We start from the raw sequence: 18044 nt of genomic DNA, 5'->3' as shown, positions 1-18044 counted from the left end.
GGGGGCATGATCAGCCGTGGTTCGGGCCTTGGGGCGGATCGCCACAACCACGGGGAAGGTGAAGATTCATGGCGTTCGGCTTGGCCCTCCAACGAGACCGGATGAAGGGCTACGGCGTCGCTCTGGCGGCCTTCGCCCTCGCCATTGGGATACGTTGGTTATTGGCCCCTTGGCTGGGAGATCATGCCGCCTATCTGCTCTTTACCGTGCCCATTGTCGTCGCCTCGGTGTTCGGCGGTGTGGGGCCTAGCCTCGTCGCCACGTTCTTGGGCCTCGTCGCCGGTTTCGCGTTCAGCGGCCGCGACCGACCGGACGCCCTGGCGATGGCGGAGGCGCTGACCTTCCTGTTGGCGGCGACGGGCATAATTCTGGTGGGCGCGGAAATCGAACGGCTGCGTCTGCGGTCGGCTTCCAGCGAGCAGGGCGCCGCGGCCAGGGCGAGGCAAGCCGAAGACGTCGCCAGCGGACTCAACCTGCTGATCGACGGCGCGACCGAGTACGCCACCTGCATGCTCGGCCCAGAGGGGCGGGTGTTGATCTGGAACGCCGGCGGGCAAAGGCTCATGGGCTGGAGCGAGGCCGAGGTCGTCGGCCAGGACGTCGCGGCGTTCTATCCGCAGGACGCCCGCCAGTCGGGCAAGCCACGGGCCGACCTCGCCAGGGCCCAGGCCGAAGGCAAGATCGAGGACGAGGCCTGGCTTCTGCGCAAGGACGGTTCGGAATTCCTGGCCCACGTTTCCATCACCGCGCTTCACGACCGGGCCGGGGCCTTGCGGGGATTTGGCACGGTCCTGCGCGACGTCACCGACCAACGCGCTAGCGAGCAAGCCCTGGACGCCAGCGCCGAACATTTGCGGTCGATCCTGTCCACCGTTCCCGACGCCATGGTGGTCATCGACGAACGGGGAAAGATCTTGTCGTTCAGCGCCGCCGCCGAGCGCCTGTTCGGTTTTCAGGAGACCGAAGTGCTGGGCGAGAACGTTCGTTGCCTGATGCCGTCGCCCGACCGCGAGCGCCACGACGCCTATATCGAGCGCTACCTGACCACGGGCGAGCGCAAGGTCATCGGCATGGGGCGCGTCGTCGTCGGCATGCGCAAGGACGGCACGACCTTTCCGATGGAGCTGTCGGTCGGCGAAGCCATCGGCCATGGCCCCCGGGTGTTCACTGGTTTCGTCCGCGACCTGACCGATCGCCAGCGCACCCAGGCCCGCCTCGAGGAGCTCCAGGCCGAGCTGATCCATATCGCCCGGGTCAGCGGCATGGGGACCATGGCCTCGACCCTGGCCCATGAGCTCAACCAACCGATCACCGCCGTCGCCAACTATGTCGAGGCGGTGCGCGATCTCCTGGCCAAGCCGGATTCCGACGACCTGCCGATGATCCGCGAGGCCCTCGATGACGCGGCCGCCGAGGCGATGCGCGCGGGCCATATCGTCCGGCGGCTGCGCGATTTCGTCGCCCGGGGCGAGGTTGAAAAGAGCGTCGAGGACCTGCCGTCCGTCATTCACGAAGCCGCCGCCCTAGGCTTGATGGGGGCCCGCGACCAGGGGCTCGATCCGATTTTCGAACTGGACGCCGCCGCCACGCCCGTGCTGATCGATCGCGTGCAGATCCAGCAGGTGGTGATCAACTTGGCGCGCAACGCGGTCGAGGCCATGAGCGGCGCCGAGCAGCCCAGGCTCTGGCTTCGCACGCGTGACCAAGGCGACGGCCTGGTGCGGGTGACGATCGCCGACAACGGTCCCGGCGTCGCGTCGAGCATTGCTGGGCAACTGTTTACCGCGTTCGTCAGCACCAAGACCGAAGGCATGGGGCTGGGGCTGTCGATCTGCCGCACGATCGTCGAGGCCAACGGCGGTCGCATCTGGCATGAGCCCAGGCCCGGCGGCGGCTCGCAATTCCATTTCACGCTGGTCAAGGTCGAGAAGGAGGCCATCCATGAGCGCTAGACGGATGATCCATATCGTCGATGACGAGGAGGCGATCCGTCGCTCGGCCGGGTTCATGCTCAAAACGTCCGGCTACGCGGTGTCGACCTACGCCTCGGGAGACGCCTTCCTGCAGGCGGCCAAGGACGCCGAGCCGGGCTGCGTGCTGTTGGACGTGCGCATGCCGGGCATGGACGGCCTGGAGGTCCAGAAGGTCATGGCCGAGCGCGGCATCGCCATGCCGGTCGTGGTCCTGACCGGGCACGGAGACATCACCGTGGCGGTTCGCGCCATGAAGGGCGGGGCGGTCGATTTCATTGAGAAGCCGTTCGAGAAGGCCGTACTGCTGACCGCCATCATCGCGGCCTTCGAGCGGCTGGACGACGTCGAAGCCCGTGCGGCGCGGGCGAGCGATGCGGCGGTCGCCATCGCGGCCCTGACCAGCCGCGAGCAGGACGTGCTCAAGGGCATGGCCCAGGGCCTTCCCAACAAGACCATCGCCTTCGACCTGGGCATCTCGCCGCGCACCGTCGAGGTCCATCGCGCCAACGTGATGGCCAAGCTGCAGGTCAAGAGCCTCTCGGAGGCGCTGCGGATCGCCTTCGCCGCGGGTTTGCAGGACGAGGCCTAAGGGGGTCTACGTAACGACCGCGCTGGAGCCATATGGCATGTCCAAGCCGTGACCATTCCGGGTCGCGGCAAGCAGGCCGACATGACGCAAGCGCTTCCCACCAAGCTCGAAGGCCGTGCGCGGCTGTTGCTGGTCGAAGACGATCCTGGTGTCCGCCGCTCACTGCAATTGCTCCTGCGTGGGCGAGGCTTCGAGGTGCGCGCCTACGCCTCGGGTCTGGCCCTGTTGGCCGACCCCACGGCGCTCGGCGCGGTGTGCTTGGTCGCCGATTACCGCATGCCCGAGATCGACGGCCTGTCGATCCTGAGGCGGTTGCGTGAACGGGGGTGGCAAGGGCAAGCGCTGTTGATCACCGCGTTTCCTTCGGCGCGCCTGGTCGATCAGGCCCTGGCGGCGGGCTATAGCCGCGTCATCGAAAAACCACTGGTCGAAGCCGCCCTGGTCGAGGCCGTCGAGCGCGCCGTCGCCGCTTACTGACGCCTCTACGTATTACTCCCAACTGCCAGGCGCCTCTGGCGGCGGTATCAAACCGCGACGACGAGGCGGCCCATTCCATCCAGGCCGCGCCTCGGCGCCACCTGGAGGGATATCATGGACAAGACCATGAAGGCCGCCGTCGTTCGGGCCTTCGGCCAGGCGCTGGTCGTGGAGCACGTCGCGCGGCCCAAACCCGGTCGCGGTCAGGTGCTGGTCAAGATGGCCGCCTGCGGAGTCTGCCACACCGACCTGCACGCCGCCCACGGCGACTGGCCCGTCAAGCCCATCCTTCCGCTCATTCCGGGTCACGAGGGCGTCGGCACGGTGGTCCAGGTCGGCAAGGGCGTGGAGCACGTCAAAGAGGGCGACCGGGTCGGCGTGCCTTGGCTGCACACGGCCTGTGGCCACTGCACCCACTGCCTGGGAGGCTGGGAGACGCTCTGCGAGGCGCAGCGGAACACGGGCTATTCCGTCGATGGCGGCTTCGCCGAGTACGTGTTGGCCGACGCCGACTATGTCGGCCACCTGCCGGCCAATCTGAGCTTCCTGGAGGCGGCGCCGATCCTCTGCGCCGGCGTCACCGTCTACAAGGGCCTGAAGGTCACCGACGCCAAGCCCGGCGACTGGGTGGCGATCTCCGGCGTCGGCGGGCTTGGCCACATGGCCGTGCAGTACGCCAAGGCCATGGGGTTCAAGGTCGCCGCCGTCGATATCGACGACGACAAACTTCATTTGGCGCGTACCCTGGGCGCCGACATCACGGTCAATGCCCGAGAGGCCGATCCCGGCCCTTACCTGCAAAAGGAAATCGGCGGCGCCCAGGGCGTCCTGGTCACCGCCGTGTCGCCCATCGCCTTCTCCCAGGCCCTGGGCATGGTTCGGCGGGGCGGCACGGTGTCGCTCAATGGCCTGCCGCCCGGCGACTTCCCACTGTCGATCTTCGACACGGTGTTGCGTGGGATCACGGTGCGCGGCTCCATCGTCGGCACGCGCCTGGACCTGCGGGAGGCCCTGGCCTTCGCCGCCGACGGCCGGGTGCGGGCGACGGTCCACGCCGAGAGGCTGGACAACATCAACGGCGTCTTCGACCGCATGGCGCGCGGCGAGATCGAAGGCCGGGTGGTGCTCGATTTCGAGGATCGGCTATGAAGGGCGACATGATGATCGGCGCGGGGCTTCTCGCCATCCTGGCCGTGGGGTTGGCGGCGGCGGTTCAGGCCTCCTCCGAGCCAGCACGGCGACCGCTGTCCTCGCAGGCGCTTGGCGGCCAACGGATCGCCCAGCGCAATTGCGGAATCTGCCACGCCGTGGACGCCAGGCCCAGTCCGCTGGCCGACGCGCCGCCCTTCGCGACCCTGTACCGGCGCTACCCGCCAGGCGGGCTCGACCAGATCCTGACCGAAGGCATGCTGGCGCCCGGTCGGCCGCCCGAGGAGGGCACTCCGGACCACCATCCGCGCATGCCGATGGTCGAGCTGGACGAGGACGAGGTCGTTCAGTTGAAGGCCTATCTCCGAAGCCTCGATCCTCGGCCTCGGACCAGGCCGCGATAGTCGGGGCTTTGAGAAGCCCGCCCCGCGGAGCGCCGATCGCTCCCGCGGGGCGGGGCCAAGTTTTCCCGCGATTGAGCAAGATCAAGATCGCGGGCGCCGCGTCGAGAGATCATCAGCCACCAACAGGAGGTTCGCGTCATGACCGTTCTCCAACTGGCCCTCGTCATCCTGAACGTCGTCGCTTTCGCGGCCTTCGTCCTGACCTTGAGCGCCGTGTCGGTGCAGGCCGCCGCCGGCGAAGGCCCGGCCATGCGTAGATCGCCAAGGCCCTGGGTCCGGAGGATCGCGCGGTGAGCTGCCGCCCTTCTTTGGGACCTCGGACCGTTCTGGTCGCCGCCATGGTCATTCTGGGCGTGGCGTCGCTGGCGAGCTGTCAACTGCGGCCGTTGCGTCAGCCCTATCACGAGCCGGCCGTGCAGCCGCTGAGCGTTCGCTAGCGCCGGGGCCGTCCCAGGAGACCTCAAATGACCTATCCGCGTGGACATGCCTATCGACGCCCCTTGGATCACGTGGCGCGACGGGTGAAGAGACGATCGGCGCAGCGGTCGCGCCTTGACCCGCGCTGGATCTTTCCGGCCTTGGCGCTGACCGCCCCGCTGGCGGGCGCCGCCGCGTCGTCGCTGTTGCAGACTTGTCTGATGCTGGGAGCGGTCGCCGGCCTCGTCGCGGCCAAGCCGGCGGGCGCCTTTTGGTCCCTGCTCGCCTGGGGGGGCGTGACCGGTGGCTTCGGCGCCATGCTCGCCTTCCTCGACGCGCCGAACGGCCAGAGCCTCACCCTGGCGGTGCTGGCGGTCGCCGCGGTACAGGCCTTGGCGCTGCTGGGGGGCGCCGGCCCGGCGGCGACGGCCGGGTGGAGCGCGCGGGGGCGGGCGCTGCTTTCGCTCAGCGGGCCACTGGCCTTGACGGTCCTGGCCGTCAACGCCACGCCCGATTGGCGTAGTCTTGGGGCCGCCCTGGCGGTGGCGCTGGATCTCGCGGCGCTGCCCCTGGCCCTGGAAGCGCGACGGCGGGCCAGGTCATGAGCGAAGTTTACGCTGATCGGACGCCCAAGGTCCGCGTGGATGGAACATCGTCTCGCTCCGTCGTTCGGATCGCGGGTGAAGGGATGCTGGCCAGGCGCAATGTCTGGACCGCCGCGCTCCTGCTAGGGCTGGTCGTGGCGCTGATCTGGCCCGCCCAACGGGTGTTTCGCCTGCCATCGTCCGTGCCCTTCGACGAGACTCCAACGTCGCCACGCTCGCATCCCACGCCAAGCGCTGCCTTGATTGATCAGACACGCGCGGTCTGGGCGCAGCTAGACGCGACCCTGGGGCCCTGTGATCAAGCCGTCGCCAGGGTCGATTCCGCGTCGCCCAATCCGGGACAGGCGCAGGCCACGGCGCGACGAGCATTGGCCGCCCGCGACGCATGCCGGCGAGCCGGCTTGAGCCTGCTGGCGATCCGACCGCCGCAAGCCGCCGCGGATTCCGAACGCGCCGCCTTCAGCGAGGCCCTCACGCGTTGTCAGTACGTCTATCTGGTGGAGGGCAACAGTCACGGGCGTTTGGCCGAGGCCCTGAGGACCAGGGCCAAGGGCGCGGCGAAGTTTGAAGCCTGGGCCGACGTCCAGGAAGCCGATCTCGACGCCATGGGTTGCCGCGTCGGCTTTATCATGGCCGCCCGCCAAGCAGGCCTGCCCTTGTCGCTGTTCCAGACGACCACCCCGATCGCGCCAGTTTCGACGACCCGTTCGACACGGCGGGCGCGCGCCTGATCGACCGTGATCAGCGCACGCGGTTCCTGGTCTCTCGAGGGCTTCGCCGATGCTCGGGATCTGCGGCGGTCGGGTGGCTCTTTCGCCTCGCCGATGAGCGGAAAATCGACTCGTCTTGACGTCGGCGCGACCCCGGCCAGTCTTGGCGTCTCATGGCCGGCCGTCCTCGCCATGATCTCGGCCATGGCGCCGGGAACGCTGTGTTCGCCCGCGACGGCAAGGCTGGTGTCGGCCTGGCCCATATGACCGGCGCGCCGGTCAAGCCCGGGCGGCGTCTGGCGGTGGCCCGCGGGGCGGGCCGGCCTCGCGCTGGGCGTCGCCCTGTTACGGGGTTGCTGGTGGCGCGCGCGCGGCTCGAGGCGCTGGTCCACGAGCGGTCAGGCCCCCGGGGGGGGGCTGTGGCTCACCGCCGCCGCCGCGGCCGCCCCGACGGTGATCGCGGCGCGATTGGACGTGGGACGCGGGGCGGTGGCCAAGGCCTAGCGGGTCGGCGGCGTCGGGGCCTGGGAGGGTTTGGCGGTGTCGAGCGTACGAATATAGGCCGCCAGGGCGTCGATTTCCGGGGAGGTCAGCATCTTGGGCGGCATCCGATAGTGACCGACCTGCGAAATGGTCTCCAGTTCCCAATCCAGCCGGTAGTTGCGATAGCGTTCGGCGACGTTCGCGAAAGAGGGGGCGTCGGTGGCCGGAGCGCCGCCCCCCGCCCCCACCGTGTGGCAGGCCGAGCACTCACTGACAGCGAGCGCATGCCCGGTCTCGACAAGGGAAACCTCGGGGCCGGGATGCAGAGGCTCCAAGGCGGCGCAGGCGGCCACGACGCCGGAGGCCAACACCGCAAGGCCCCAGAGACTCCGTGTGGAGCTGACGGTCGGCGGATCGCTGGCGAGCGCGCTCACAGCGTCGCCAGGGTTTGGGGCCACAGCGCGCGCAGCGGCAGCGGGAGTTGCCGGATCACCTTGGCTAGCAGGTCGTGGTCCATCCGCGCCTCAAGTCCTCGAAAGACGCCACGCGCCAGACTCTCGGTCTCGATCGGGAAGTCTGGCGGCAAGGTCTCCTCGATCCGGGCAAGGAATTCGTCCAGGCGCCGGTCAAGGGTCGGCGTCTGGCTCGGCCGCCAGCCCTCGGTGAACATACCCCGCAGCAACATCGGCAACTGAGCGGCGAAGTTCATCGCGGGGTCCGGGGTCAGGCGATCGCGCAGCGCGTGCAGCGTCGCGCGCGCCCCCAGATAGGCCTGGTGGCGATCGCAGGGACCAAGCTCGCTGGCGATGGCTTTCAGCCAGGCGTTGGTCTCTTGGACGGTGGTGTCGAAAACCGGAAGACTGCTGGCCATGGGACCCTCCAGGATCATGGTCGACAGTTTCGGCGAGACGCGGCGAGGGCGTGTTGACAAGGATCAAATCTGATCCGGCCGCTGGCCCTATCAAGATCGACCTGGAAACATTGAGGAGCATACGATGAGCGTCGGAGCACGGGCCTTGGCCTTGATGACCGTCCTGGCGCTGACCGTGGTGGGCGCCGGGCGGCCACAGGCCGGGATCGACGACACTCCGCCCCGCGAGCGTCTCGCGCAGGGGCAGGCTATCGCCAAGCGCGACTGCGGCGGATGTCACGCCGTGGATCGCGTGGGCGACAGCCCTTTGCCCAAGGCGCCGCGATTGCGCGACCTTCACTATCGCTATCCCGTCGAGCAACTTGGCGAGGCCTTGGCCGAAGGTATCGTCGTGGGGCATGGGCCCATGCCGGAATGGGTCTTGGACCCCCACGAGATCGAGGCCCTCACCGTCTATCTGAAGAGTCTGGAGCCAGACGCTCCGGCGCGGGTTCCCAGACGATGAGAAGGGCCGCGCGGTCCCGTCAAATCACGGGTTCCTCGACCCGAACGCCGGCGTTCGCCGGTCGCATCTCCTCCGAAACATTGGACAGGTTCCATGCCCCGATCGACGCGTCACATCGAAGGCCATCTGATCTCCCGTATCGGTTGGCTTCGGGCTGCGGTGTTGGGGGCCAACGACGGGCTGGTGTCGACGGCGAGCCTCGTCGTCGGTGTCGCCGCCGCCGCGGCCAAGCCCGCGGACGTCCTGGTCGCAGGCGTTGCCGGATTGGTCGCGGGCGCCATGTCCATGGCCGCTGGCGAATATGTCTCGGTCAGTTCGCAGGCTGACGCCGAACAAGCCGATCTGGCCCGCGAGACGGCGGAGTTGCACGACGATCCTGACGCCGAACACGAGGAGCTCGTCCAAGTCTATGTGCGAAGGGGACTGGATGATCAAACCGCCAGGCGCGTGGCGACCCAACTGATGAACAAGGACGCGCTCGGAGCCCATGCCCAGGATGAGTTGGGTATTTCCGAGGCGATGGCGGCGCGGCCGATCCAGGCCGCCGTCGCTTCCGCCAGCAGCTTCGCGGCCGGGGCGGTCATGCCGCTGCTGATGGTGCTTCTGGCCCCGACCTCGCTGCTTGTTCCGATCGTGGTGCTGATCTCGACCGCATGCCTGGCGTTGCTGGGCTTCGTCGGCGCCCTGGCGGGCGGGGCGCGGCCGTGGCGGGCGACGCTGCGCGTCACATTCTGGGGCCTGGTGGCCATGGGCGTCACAGCGGGCGTTGGTCGATTGGTCGGCGTGGCGGCCTAGCTGGCCGTCCGAGCTTCAAGCTTCTGTCATCGCCTCAGCTCGCCGCCGCGGCGATGGCCTTGTCGTCATTCAGCCTCATCGCCAACGCCCTGAGGGAGCGGGCCGTCGAGCTCTAGCCGGGGCTTCGAAGTTCTTGATCCACGTCAATGCGATGAAGGTCACGGCGCGGAAACTCATAGGACAAGCAAGCCTTGAAGGGAGGCGAGCCATGACCACCACCCAGATGCCGTCGTCCGCGACGTCGGCGCTCAGCCCGATCCGCTGCGCGGCGACCGGCGCGACCTTCCTCGGCCTGATCTACGTGGCGTGCTGGCTTCTCGCCGCCAGCGGTCTTGGCGGCGCCTCGCATATGTACCTGTCGCTGTTCGGGGTCATGCCGATCGGCGCGGTGTCGGGGCTGGTCGCGGGAGGACTCTGCGCTGTGGCGGCAGGCGCGTTTCTCGGGGCGCTGTTCGCCGCCCTCTACAATGCCTTTGGCTTCCTCGCGCGCCGTTGAGCGCGCTGCTTGATCAGAAAGGTGTGACCATGCGCATGATCTTGACGACGCTGCCGGTCCTGATGTCGCTCCTGGCGGCGCCAGCCCAGGCGGGCGGGCAGGACCCGCACGCGGGCCACCATCCGGCCGAGACCGCTCCTGCCGCCTCGACCGCGCCGCCCAAGCCCGTGGAGGCTCCGGCGCGAGATTGCCCGATGATGACGTCCGGCATGATGTCGGGTGGGGGCATGGGCGGCGCCGGGACCCACGCGCCGGGCCCAACCAGGTCCGCTCCGCCCGCGTCGACGCCAATGGGCAAGCCCTCGGCCGGATCCATGCCGGATGGGGCGATGATGAAGCCGGGCGACATGCCCTGCATGCCGCCCGCGGCGCAGCCGGCCGCGCGGGAAACTCATGATCACCCCACGCCCAAGCCCGGCGGCTAGGCGGCGTCCAAGCTTGAAGTCCGCTCGCGCAAGCCAGGGGTCTTGGACTCAAGGCTGAAGGGCGGCCTGCCTCCTGGGTGATCGCCGAATTGCTTCGCCTTTACCCCGTAGATGGTGAGTCAGCGGTATCCGAGGCGATGTCGACGCTCATGTGGGTGGAGATGCCGCTGATCGAGACTTTGGGTAATGAGGTGGTGATTACCGCTAAGGTGTCCTGTGCAGTCGAGCTTTTGCTCTTGATAGGGCGTTGCGCACCGGCGGGCATCGATCGAAAGGCATTAGGAATCTCGAGCAAGAACGGGTCTTCAACAGTGAGCAAGACCTTGCAACGCCTCGGTGCTGATCGTTTGGTTCACAAGAGCGCCGACGGTCGATTTCATATCACTGGGCCAGGAGAGCACCATTTGACCAAGGCGCTCTCTGATTATCGCCACTAGGTTTCAATCGAACGGCAAAGCTGTCTCCGGAGGCGGGATTTGCCGTCTGGGCCCTTCACATTGCTAGGGCAAGATAAAAGCACCGGGACCTTCGGCCCCTAAGTGCATGATGGTGTTTAACTTTTACAGGAACCTCGTGAAACCCGAGGTTCCTCACCCGACGATTTCCCCATTGAACTCAATCCCTTGACCGGGACCTAAGACCTAAAAGCACGCAAACTGCTCCTCTGGCCTCGATCTCGGCCACAGATGCGGTCCAGTTCAGCGTGGGTGCCGAACGGAGATCGCCCCCTCAAGGGCGGCTTCGCCGCCGCCTACGGCGGTGCGCTGGCGCGAACCCTTGACCGGTCGCTCTCCGTTCGGCTCTGGCTTGGCAAGCGGCTTAAGCCGGATCGGGCGCATTCGCGCCTGCGGCTTAACCGCGATCAGGTTTCAGGCGGACGCCCGGCCCAACGCCGGCCACGTCATCCGCGTCTAGAAAGATCACTCCGGCTTCCTCTAGAGCGCGACGGACGGCCTCGACGTTGGCGGCCGAGCTGCGACCAGGGCCAACCTGGCTTTCCATGCGTCGAATTGTTTGCAAAGCGAGGCCTGCCGCTTCAGCAAGCTTAGCTCCCGTCCAGTCAACGAGGGCACGGCCGGCTCTGATCTGCGATGCGGTGATCATGAAAACGTACTTTTTGTACGCCTCAACGTACTTTTAGATTGATTGAGGCTGCTTAAGGCGTTAGTTTCACGATACCCACTGAATCAGGACCAACGCTATGGGCCAGCGTCGAAAGACGGGCGACGGCACGCGCCTGCCTGTTGTCTCACGTCGCACGGTAGTCGGCGCGACCATCGTTCCGTTGATGGGGCCTGCGCGGGGAGCAGCGCCGGTAAGGGCAGCAAGCATCCCCGCGCGGTGCGCCAGTTGGCTCGCCCTGGATCAGGAAATCGACCGGCTTGGCCGGCGCGCCTCGGCGCTGGAGACCGCGCTGGTCGCTCAGTACCCTTATTTCAAACTCACCAAAGGTCAGATCAGCGCCTTGCCCGAGGGCAGGGAGATGGACGCCATCTCCGCCGAGTGTGATCGCCTTTACGAGGTTCGCGACAAGGCGCTGGTCGTCCTGTCGAAGCTCAAGCCTCACACCGTCCAAGACGCCACGGCCATGCTCTCCATCGGCTTTCGCCTCAACTACTGCCAGGACGGAGAGGCTTGGCCTTTCGTCCGCGAGGCCCACGCTTTCCTCACCAAGGCCCATTGCCCCGACTGTGGCGCGGCCTACGCACCCGTCGAACCGTTGCCGGTCTAGCGGCAATGATTTGGAGGTCGAACCCCAGATCGTTGCGCATGACCACCGTTTTGGTTGCCGGTCTGGCGCGTCTAGGGGCCATGACGCGCTTCAATTTCACTTCTTTCTCCCGTTTCCCGTTGACGCCGGGAGTATCCCGCGAGGTTTCCGCAGCTTGCCGGAATGGGAGGGTGGAGAGCGTCGCTTGGACTGACGCGCCTTTGACTTGGGGCGACGAGCCCCGAACCGTGACGGCTCCAGTTGTGGAGCCAAGCATGGACGAGCCCTCTCCCCCGCCTTCGCAGACCATCACCCCCGCCAATGACGGCCCGCCGATCAGCGAGCAGGGCCAAGCCGCGCTCATGACCTTGGCCCGCCTGATCGGCCGCCAGATTGCGCGCGAGGAGTTCGCCCAGCGGATGGCGGCGGCCAATGCCGAGACCAACGACACGCCAGCTTGAAGGAGTTCTTCGATGACCCGCGTCGCGCTCTACGCCCGCTATTCCGACGACAAGCAGTCGGCCGCTTCCATCGAAGACCAGTTTCGCATCTGCCGTCTCTACGCCGACAAGCAGGGCTGGTCGGTGACGGCGGACTATTCGGACGCGGCGATCTCAGGCTCGACGATGATCCTGCGCCCTGGGGTTCGCGCGCTCCTGCACGACGCCATGGCGGGCAAGTTCGATGTGGTCCTGGCCGAGGCGCTGGACCGGCTCAGCCGCGATCAGGAGGATATCGCCGCGCTCTTCAAGCGGCTGCGGTTCGCGGGCGTGCCGGTCATCACCCTGTCGGAGGGCGAGATCAGCGAGCTTCACGTCGGCCTCAAGGGCACGATGAACGCCCTGTTCCTCAAGGAGCTTGCCGCCAAGACCCACCGGGGTCTTCGCGGTCGGGTCGGGTCGAGGCGGGCAAGGCGAGCGGCAACAAGTGCTACGGCTACGGCGTGATCCGCGCCTTCGACGCGGCCGGCAAGGTGACGACTGGCGAGCGGGAGATCATTCCCGAGCAGGCCGAGGTCGTCCGGGGTGTCTTCAAGGACTACGTCGCCGGCAAGAGCCCGCGCCAGATCGCCGTCGAGCTCAATGAAGCCGGCGTTCCCGCGCCGCGTGGGCGGGCCTGGAGTTCCCAGACCATTCGCGGCAAATCCAACGGCGTCCACGGCATCTTGAACAACCCCCTCTATGTCGGCCGCATGGTCTGGAACCGAGCCAGGGACCTGCGCGACCCCGACACCGGCGGCGTTAAGCGCCGGGCCAATCCCGAAAGCGAATGGGTTCACGCCGAGGTGCCGCACCTGCGGATCGTCGATGACGGTCTGTGGAACGCCGCCAAGGCGCGGCAGGAGGAGTTCTCGCGCGTCTATGAGCAGGCCGTGGCCGACGGCAAGCGCCTGCTGGGCGCGGCGTCGGCGGCGCGCCGTCCGTCGAGCCTGCTGTCGGGTCTGGTCGCCTGCGGGGTCTGTGGCGGGCCCATCACCCGCCGGGGCAATGGTCGCATGGTCTGCCTGGGCCGCATCACCGGCAAGGGATGCTCCAACAAGACCACCCTTGTCGCCGAGCGGTTGGAGGCCAGGGTTCTGACCGGTCTGCGCGATCGGCTGCTGACGCCCCAGATCGCGGCCGAGGCGATGCGGTCGTTCATCGAGGAGACCAACCGGCTCAACCATGAGCGCCGGGCCAACGAGGCGGTGGACCGCCAGCGCCTGGAGAAGGCGCGCAAGGCGGCCAAGGGCATCCTGACCATGATCGAGGAGGGCGAGTACACGCCGGGCATGGTGGGGCGCCTGCGCGAGCTGGAAAACGAGGTCGCCGCCATCGAGGCGGCCATGGCCGAGGCGCCGCGCGATGTTCCCGACATTCACCCCAACGTCGCCGAACTCTATCGCCGCAAGGTGGAACGGCTGACCGAGGCGCTGGGCAATCCCGACAACCGCACCGAGGCGGCCACGGCCTTGCGGGCGCTGATCGAGAAGATCGTCGTCACCCCGACAGACCGGCGCGGCGAGCACGATGTGCGGATGTTCGGGGATTTGGAGAAGATTCTAGCCTGGGCGGAGGATCGCGGAGCGATCCAGCAAGCCCCGCTGAGGTTGTCCTTTCGCAACGGCGGCGAGGGGATGGGTGTGAAGTACTGCGAGGGGTCTCTCAAACGACAAACGCCGCGACCGGCCTTTCGGCTGTCGCGGCGTTTCTGTTCTTCAACCCCTCACCCGACCCGCTCCGCGGGCCACCCTCTTCCGCAAGGGGAGAGGGAAGTCATACCCAGTCCGGCACCACGTCCCGGCTCAGCATGTCCTCATACGACGGCCGTTCGCGGATCACCGCGAACCTGTCCCCGTCGACCAGCACCTCGGGCACCAGCGGCCGGGTGTTATATTCGCTGGCCATGGCTGCGCCGTAGGCCCCGGCCGACATGAAGGCCACCCGGTCGCCCGCCGCCAGCGACGGCAAGGCGCGATCACGGGTGAACGTGTCGCCGGTCTCGCAGATCGGACCGACCACGTCGTAGGTCGTCTCGCCCCCCTGCTCGGTTTTGGCGCGCGGGACCAGCGGACGGATGTCGTGGAAGGCGTCGTACATGGCCGGGCGGATCAGGTCGTTCATCGCCGCGTCGATGACCAGGAAGCGCTTGCCCTCCGGCCGCTCGTGGACGTGGATCACCTCGCTGACCAGCACCCCGGCGTTGGCGGCGATCACCCGGCCCGGCTCGAAGGCCAGCTTGACGGGCAGGCCCTGGGTCACCTCGGCGACCATGGCCGCGAACTCGGCGGGCGAGGGCGGTTCGGGCATGTTGAAATAGGGCACGCCCAGGCCGCCGCCCAGGTCCAGGCGCTCGACATGCAGACCCTCGGCCAGCAACTGCTCGACCAGGCCGCGCATCTTGCTGAAGGCCTGGCGCATCGGCGTCAGGTCGGTGATCTGGCTGCCGATGTGGCAGGCCACGCCGATCGGCTCGAGATGGGCGTGGTTGCTGGCGTTGGCGTACAGCCGCGCGGCCTCGGCGAACGACACGCCGAACTTGTTCTCGGACTTGCCGGTGGCGATCTTGGCGTGGCCGCCGGCCGCGACGTCCGGATTGACCCGGAACGCCACCTTGGCCTTGACGCCCAGCTCGGCGGCGACGGCGGCGATCAGGTTCAGCTCGGGCTCGGACTCGACGTTGATCTCGGCGACGCCGGCTTGCAGCGCGAAGGCGATCTCGCCGCGCTTCTTGCCGACGCCGGAGAACACGATCCGCTCGCCTGGGATGCCGGCCGCCAGGGCGCGGCGCACCTCGCCCTCCGACACGGTGTCGGCCCCGGCCCCCAGGTCGCCCAGCACCTTGAGCACCGCGACGTTGGAATTGGCCTTCACCGCATAGGCGATCAGCGGGTCGACGATCCCGGCCAGCTCCAGGGCGGCGCGGAACACGGTGTAGTGCCGCTCCAGCGTGGCGCGGGAATAGACATAGACCGGCGTGCCGACCTGCGCCGCGACGCGGGCCAGCGGGACGCCTTCGCAGGCGAGGCCCTCGGGGCCGTATTCGAAATGGTTCAAGAGGCTCTCTTCATGGCGGTCATCCCGGAGCCTCGCGCGGCGCGCGACGTCCGGGATGACGAATCAGTTCTTCGTCGCGCCGGGGAAGCCGGCGCCCGAGGGGCCGCCGAACGGGTCGGTCTGGGTGCCGCCCAGCGGGGCGGCGCGGTTCGTGCGGTTGCTCGACGCCGGGTCCATGTTTTCCTGGATGCCGCCGGGGCGGGCCGGCTGGTTGGCCTGGGCCGAACCGGCGCGGCGCTCGGCCTCGAAGGCGGCCTTCTTCTGGGCGTTCCACAGCGGGGCCGGACGTTCGAGCTCGGCCTGCTTGCCGCAGGCCGCCAGGCCCATGGACGACACGGCTAGCGCGGCCAGGGTCACGAAAGCGAGGGGACGGATCATCCGAGCAGTTCCTTCCAACGCGCGACCTGGGCGCGAACCTGGGCGGGAGCGGTCCCGCCATAGCTGATGCGGCTGGCCGCCGAGGCGGCGGGCGTGAGCACGGAGTAGATATCAGAAGTGATGCGCGGCTCGATCGCCTGCAAGTCGGCCAGCGCCAGTTCCGCCAGATCCACGCCCTTGATCTCCGCCGCCTTCACGGCCGAGCCTGTCACGTGGTGGGCGTCGCGGAAAGGCATGTTCAGCGTGCGGACCAGCCAATCGGCCAGGTCGGTGGCCGTGGAGAAGCCCGCGCCGGCGGCGGCGGCCATCTTGTCGGTGTTGGGCGTCAGGTCGGCGACCATGCCGGCCATGGCCAGCAGGCTCAGCTCCAGGGCGTCGAAGGCCTCGAAGGTCGGGACCTTGTCCTCCTGCATGTCCTTGGAATAGGCCAGCGGCAGGCCCTTCATCACCACGGTCAGGGTGGTGAGGGAGCCCAGGATCCGGCCGACCTTGGCGCGGATCAGCTCGGCGGCGTCGGGGTTCTTCTTCTGCGGCATGATCGAGCTGCCGGTCGTGAAGGCGTCGGTCAGCTTGATGAAGCCGAACATCGGCGTCGTCCACAGCACGATCTCCTCGGCCAGGCGCGACAGGTGCGTGGCGGTGATCGAGGCGGCCGACAGGGCTTCCAGGGCGAAGTCGCGGGCCGAGACGCTGTCCAGCGAATTGGCGGTCGGACGGTCGAAGCCCAGGGTGGCCGCCGTGGCGTGGCGGTCGATCGGGAAGGGCGAGCCGGCCAGGGCGGCGGCGCCCAGCGGGCATTCGTTCATCCGGGCCCGGGCGTCACGGAACCGCGAGGCGTCGCGGCCGAACATCTCGACATAGGCCATCAGGTGGTGGCCGAAGGTCACCGGCTGGGCCGGCTGCAGGTGGGTGAAGCCCGGCATCAGGGCGTCGGCGTAAACGTCGGCCTGGGCGATCAGCGCGCGCTGTAACGCCTCCAGTTGGCCCGCCGAACGCTCGCAGGCTTCGCGGACCCACAGGCGGAAATCGACCGCCACCTGGTCGTTGCGCGAGCGGGCGGTGTGCAGCCGGCCGGCGACCGGGCCGATCAGCTCGCGCAGCCGCGCCTCGATGTTCATGTGGATGTCTTCGTATTCGTCGCGGAACGGGAAGGTCCCCGCGACGATCTCGGCCCCGATGGCCTCCAGGCCCTTGAGGATTTCCTCGCCGTCCGCGCTTGCAATCACGCCTTGGCTGATCAACATCCGCGCATGGGCGCGGGAGCCCGCCAAGTCCTGCGCCCACAGGCGCTTGTCGAAGCCGATGCTGACATTGATCGCCTGCATCAGCTCCGCCGGCTTGGCCGAGAACCTGCCGCCCCACATGGCTTGGCCCTGTCCGCCCGTCGCGGTCTGGGGCTTATCGGAGGCGTTGTCGGTCATATGAGCGAAATCCAGTCGGACAAGAACCAGGCGGCGCCGAAGCGCAGCCCGCTGAAATGGGCGATCGGCGCCGTGCTGCTGATCGGCGTCGCGGCGGTTCTATACGTCATCGCCTCGGCTTCGTTCAAACCCGCAGGCGTCGTTGACCTCAAGGAATTCAAGAAAGCGTCGCTAGAGAAGCTGGAAGTGCCCGTCGAGCCGCGCGGCCAGCCGGCCACGGTGTTCACCGACGGCGCCGGCAAGGAACTGACCCTGGCCAGTTTCAAGGGCCAGGTGGTGGTGATGAACCTGTGGGCCACCTGGTGCGCGCCCTGCAAGAAGGAGATGCCGACCCTGGCCAAGCTCCAGGCCAGCTACGCGACCCAGCCGCTGAAGGTGCTGCCGATCAGCGTCGACCGCGACAGCGACCTCAACCTGGTGCAGGCCGAGATGACGGCCAACGCGCCACTGCAGGTCTATCGCGACCCCGGCTACAAGCTGTCGTTCGAGCTGGACCCCCGCGCCCAGGGCTATCCGACCACCGTGATCTACGACAAGCAAGGCCGCGAGCGGGCCCGGCTGTCGGGCGACGCCGACTGGTCCAGCCCGGAGGCCCACGGATTGGTCGAGGCGTTGCTGGCCGAGCGTTGAAGCCGAATGCGTGCTTAAGCATATCGACGTTTTTTGAATTGACCCCTCAACAGGGCCGTGTCCAATCTGCCGCGCAATCCTGGATTTGGGCCTGCTACCGCTACCCGGACAACTGCGATTGTTACCCGCCCGCGATGTCCGGGCATCGGATCGGCTTTGGTCTAGGAGACTTCGATATGGCGACCGGCGTGGTGAAATGGTTCAACGGAACCAAGGGTTTCGGCTTCATCCAGCCCGATGACGGCGGCAAGGACGTGTTCGTGCACATCAGCGCCGTCGAACGCGCGGGGCTGCGCAGCCTCGACGAAGGCCAGAAGGTCAGCTTCGACACCGCCGAAGAGCGCGGCAAGATCGCGGCGGCCAACCTGAAGCCGCTCTAGGGTTTCCAAGGCTACGGCCAGTTTGACGGGCGCCGGTTCCAACGAACCGGCGCCCGTTCGCTGTCGGGGGCGTTCTTGCACCCTCTCCC

General features: G+C 67.7%; 23 protein-coding genes and 2 pseudogenes. 20 read left to right on the top strand and 5 right to left on the bottom strand.

The window, feature by feature from the left end; all coding sequences use genetic code 11:
* The first annotated feature begins 206 nt into the window (after positions 1-206).
* The 8 genes from PMI01_RS11165 (at position 207) to PMI01_RS11135 (ending at position 6345) form a co-directional block, all read left to right on the top strand.
* Complete coding sequence (locus PMI01_RS11165; protein ID WP_369743410.1) at positions 207-1952, top strand: PAS domain-containing sensor histidine kinase; 1746 nt, start codon at positions 207-209, stop codon at positions 1950-1952.
* Positions 1942-2562, top strand: a complete 621-nt coding sequence (locus tag PMI01_RS11160; protein WP_007668120.1) for a response regulator transcription factor — start codon at positions 1942-1944, stop codon at positions 2560-2562. The genes PMI01_RS11165 and PMI01_RS11160 overlap by 11 nt, the downstream gene beginning before the upstream one ends.
* Before the next feature lie 48 nt (positions 2563-2610).
* Positions 2611-3039 (top strand): response regulator transcription factor, encoded by a 429-nt coding sequence (locus tag PMI01_RS11155; RefSeq protein WP_238537045.1) that lies wholly within the window; start codon positions 2611-2613, stop codon positions 3037-3039.
* Positions 3040-3153: 114 nt separating this feature from the next.
* The gene (gene adhP / locus PMI01_RS11150) at positions 3154-4188 is read left to right on the top strand and encodes an alcohol dehydrogenase AdhP (protein ID WP_007668118.1); all 1035 of its coding nucleotides are present in this window, start codon (positions 3154-3156) and stop codon (positions 4186-4188) included.
* On the top strand, positions 4185-4592 hold the full coding sequence (locus PMI01_RS11145; protein ID WP_007668117.1) for a c-type cytochrome: 408 nt from the start codon (positions 4185-4187) through the stop codon (positions 4590-4592). Before adhP ends, PMI01_RS11145 begins: the two co-directional genes overlap by 4 nt.
* Before the next feature lie 138 nt (positions 4593-4730).
* Complete coding sequence (locus tag PMI01_RS27465; RefSeq protein WP_007668116.1) at positions 4731-4886, top strand: hypothetical protein; 156 nt, start codon at positions 4731-4733, stop codon at positions 4884-4886.
* A 170-nt stretch (positions 4887-5056) separates the two neighbouring features.
* A complete protein-coding gene (locus PMI01_RS11140) occupies positions 5057-5614 on the top strand; it encodes a hypothetical protein (protein ID WP_007668115.1) in 558 nt (185 codons plus the stop codon).
* Positions 5611-6345 (top strand): hypothetical protein, encoded by a 735-nt coding sequence (locus PMI01_RS11135; protein ID WP_007668114.1) that lies wholly within the window; start codon positions 5611-5613, stop codon positions 6343-6345. Before PMI01_RS11140 ends, PMI01_RS11135 begins: the two co-directional genes overlap by 4 nt.
* 479 nt (positions 6346-6824) lie before the next feature.
* Here the strand turns inward: PMI01_RS11135 and PMI01_RS11130 are convergent, their stop codons facing one another.
* A complete protein-coding gene (locus PMI01_RS11130; RefSeq protein ID WP_238537044.1) occupies positions 6825-7178 on the bottom strand; it encodes a c-type cytochrome in 354 nt (117 codons plus the stop codon).
* 59 nt (positions 7179-7237) lie between these two features.
* Positions 7238-7678 (bottom strand): DUF2267 domain-containing protein, encoded by a 441-nt coding sequence (locus tag PMI01_RS11125; RefSeq protein WP_007668110.1) that lies wholly within the window; start codon positions 7676-7678, stop codon positions 7238-7240.
* Between the two features lie 154 nt (positions 7679-7832).
* On the opposite strand from PMI01_RS11125, the gene PMI01_RS11120 reads away from it, so the two are divergent.
* The 10 genes and pseudogenes from PMI01_RS11120 to PMI01_RS27850 form a co-directional block, all read left to right on the top strand.
* On the top strand, positions 7833-8183 hold the full coding sequence (locus tag PMI01_RS11120) for a c-type cytochrome (protein WP_162830821.1): 351 nt from the start codon (positions 7833-7835) through the stop codon (positions 8181-8183).
* Between the two features lie 93 nt (positions 8184-8276).
* Positions 8277-8978, top strand: a complete 702-nt coding sequence (locus PMI01_RS11115) for a VIT1/CCC1 transporter family protein (protein WP_007668105.1) — start codon at positions 8277-8279, stop codon at positions 8976-8978.
* 208 nt (positions 8979-9186) lie between these two features.
* Positions 9187-9474: a hypothetical protein gene (locus tag PMI01_RS11110; RefSeq protein ID WP_007668103.1), complete on the top strand. Its 288-nt coding sequence runs from the start codon at positions 9187-9189 to the stop codon at positions 9472-9474.
* Positions 9475-9503: 29 nt separating this feature from the next.
* Positions 9504-9899 (top strand): hypothetical protein, encoded by a 396-nt coding sequence (locus PMI01_RS27095; protein ID WP_007668101.1) that lies wholly within the window; start codon positions 9504-9506, stop codon positions 9897-9899.
* 77 nt (positions 9900-9976) lie between these two features.
* Positions 9977-10336 carry a hypothetical protein gene (locus tag PMI01_RS27090; protein ID WP_157223756.1) on the top strand — a complete coding sequence of 120 codons (360 nt, stop codon included), beginning with the start codon at positions 9977-9979 and terminating at the stop codon, positions 10334-10336.
* 764 nt (positions 10337-11100) lie between these two features.
* The gene (locus tag PMI01_RS11095; protein WP_035035813.1) at positions 11101-11631 is read left to right on the top strand and encodes a hypothetical protein; all 531 of its coding nucleotides are present in this window, start codon (positions 11101-11103) and stop codon (positions 11629-11631) included.
* A 254-nt stretch (positions 11632-11885) separates the two neighbouring features.
* Positions 11886-12071, top strand: a complete 186-nt coding sequence (locus PMI01_RS11090; protein WP_007668098.1) for a hypothetical protein — start codon at positions 11886-11888, stop codon at positions 12069-12071.
* A 12-nt stretch (positions 12072-12083) separates the two neighbouring features.
* Positions 12084-12557, top strand: a complete 474-nt coding sequence (locus tag PMI01_RS27675; RefSeq protein ID WP_007668096.1) for a recombinase family protein — start codon at positions 12084-12086, stop codon at positions 12555-12557.
* A pseudogene (locus tag PMI01_RS27855) lies at positions 12554-13138 on the top strand (recombinase family protein); the annotation flags it as partial. The gene PMI01_RS27675 and the pseudogene PMI01_RS27855, both read left to right, overlap by 4 nt.
* A gap of 650 nt (positions 13139-13788) precedes the next feature.
* Positions 13789-13863 (top strand): annotated as a pseudogene (locus tag PMI01_RS27850) (hypothetical protein); the annotation flags it as partial.
* A gap of 2 nt (positions 13864-13865) precedes the next feature.
* Here PMI01_RS27850 and lysA read toward each other — a convergent pair.
* The 3 genes from lysA to argH all read right to left on the bottom strand — a co-directional run bounded on the left by lysA (position 13866) and on the right by argH (position 16945).
* Positions 13866-15146 (bottom strand): diaminopimelate decarboxylase, encoded by a 1281-nt coding sequence (gene lysA, locus PMI01_RS27845; protein WP_007668093.1) that lies wholly within the window; start codon positions 15144-15146, stop codon positions 13866-13868.
* Between the two features lie 63 nt (positions 15147-15209).
* Positions 15210-15542 carry a hypothetical protein gene (locus PMI01_RS11075; RefSeq protein ID WP_035035810.1) on the bottom strand — a complete coding sequence of 111 codons (333 nt, stop codon included), beginning with the start codon at positions 15540-15542 and terminating at the stop codon, positions 15210-15212.
* Positions 15521-16945 (bottom strand): argininosuccinate lyase, encoded by a 1425-nt coding sequence (gene argH, locus PMI01_RS11070; protein WP_007668089.1) that lies wholly within the window; start codon positions 16943-16945, stop codon positions 15521-15523. The genes PMI01_RS11075 and argH overlap by 22 nt, the downstream gene beginning before the upstream one ends.
* On the opposite strand from argH, the gene PMI01_RS11065 reads away from it, so the two are divergent.
* Together PMI01_RS11065 and PMI01_RS11060 are read left to right on the top strand one after the other, a co-directional pair.
* On the top strand, positions 16946-17575 hold the full coding sequence (locus PMI01_RS11065; protein ID WP_007668087.1) for a TlpA family protein disulfide reductase: 630 nt from the start codon (positions 16946-16948) through the stop codon (positions 17573-17575). It begins immediately after the preceding gene.
* 176 nt (positions 17576-17751) lie between these two features.
* Positions 17752-17955, top strand: a complete 204-nt coding sequence (locus PMI01_RS11060) for a cold-shock protein (RefSeq protein ID WP_007668086.1) — start codon at positions 17752-17754, stop codon at positions 17953-17955.
* Positions 17956-18044 lie beyond the last annotated feature (89 nt).

Source organism: Caulobacter sp. AP07 (assembly GCF_000281955.1).
Classification (GTDB): Bacteria; Pseudomonadota; Alphaproteobacteria; order Caulobacterales; family Caulobacteraceae; genus Caulobacter.
This window is presented reverse-complemented; position numbering and strand designations above follow the sequence as displayed.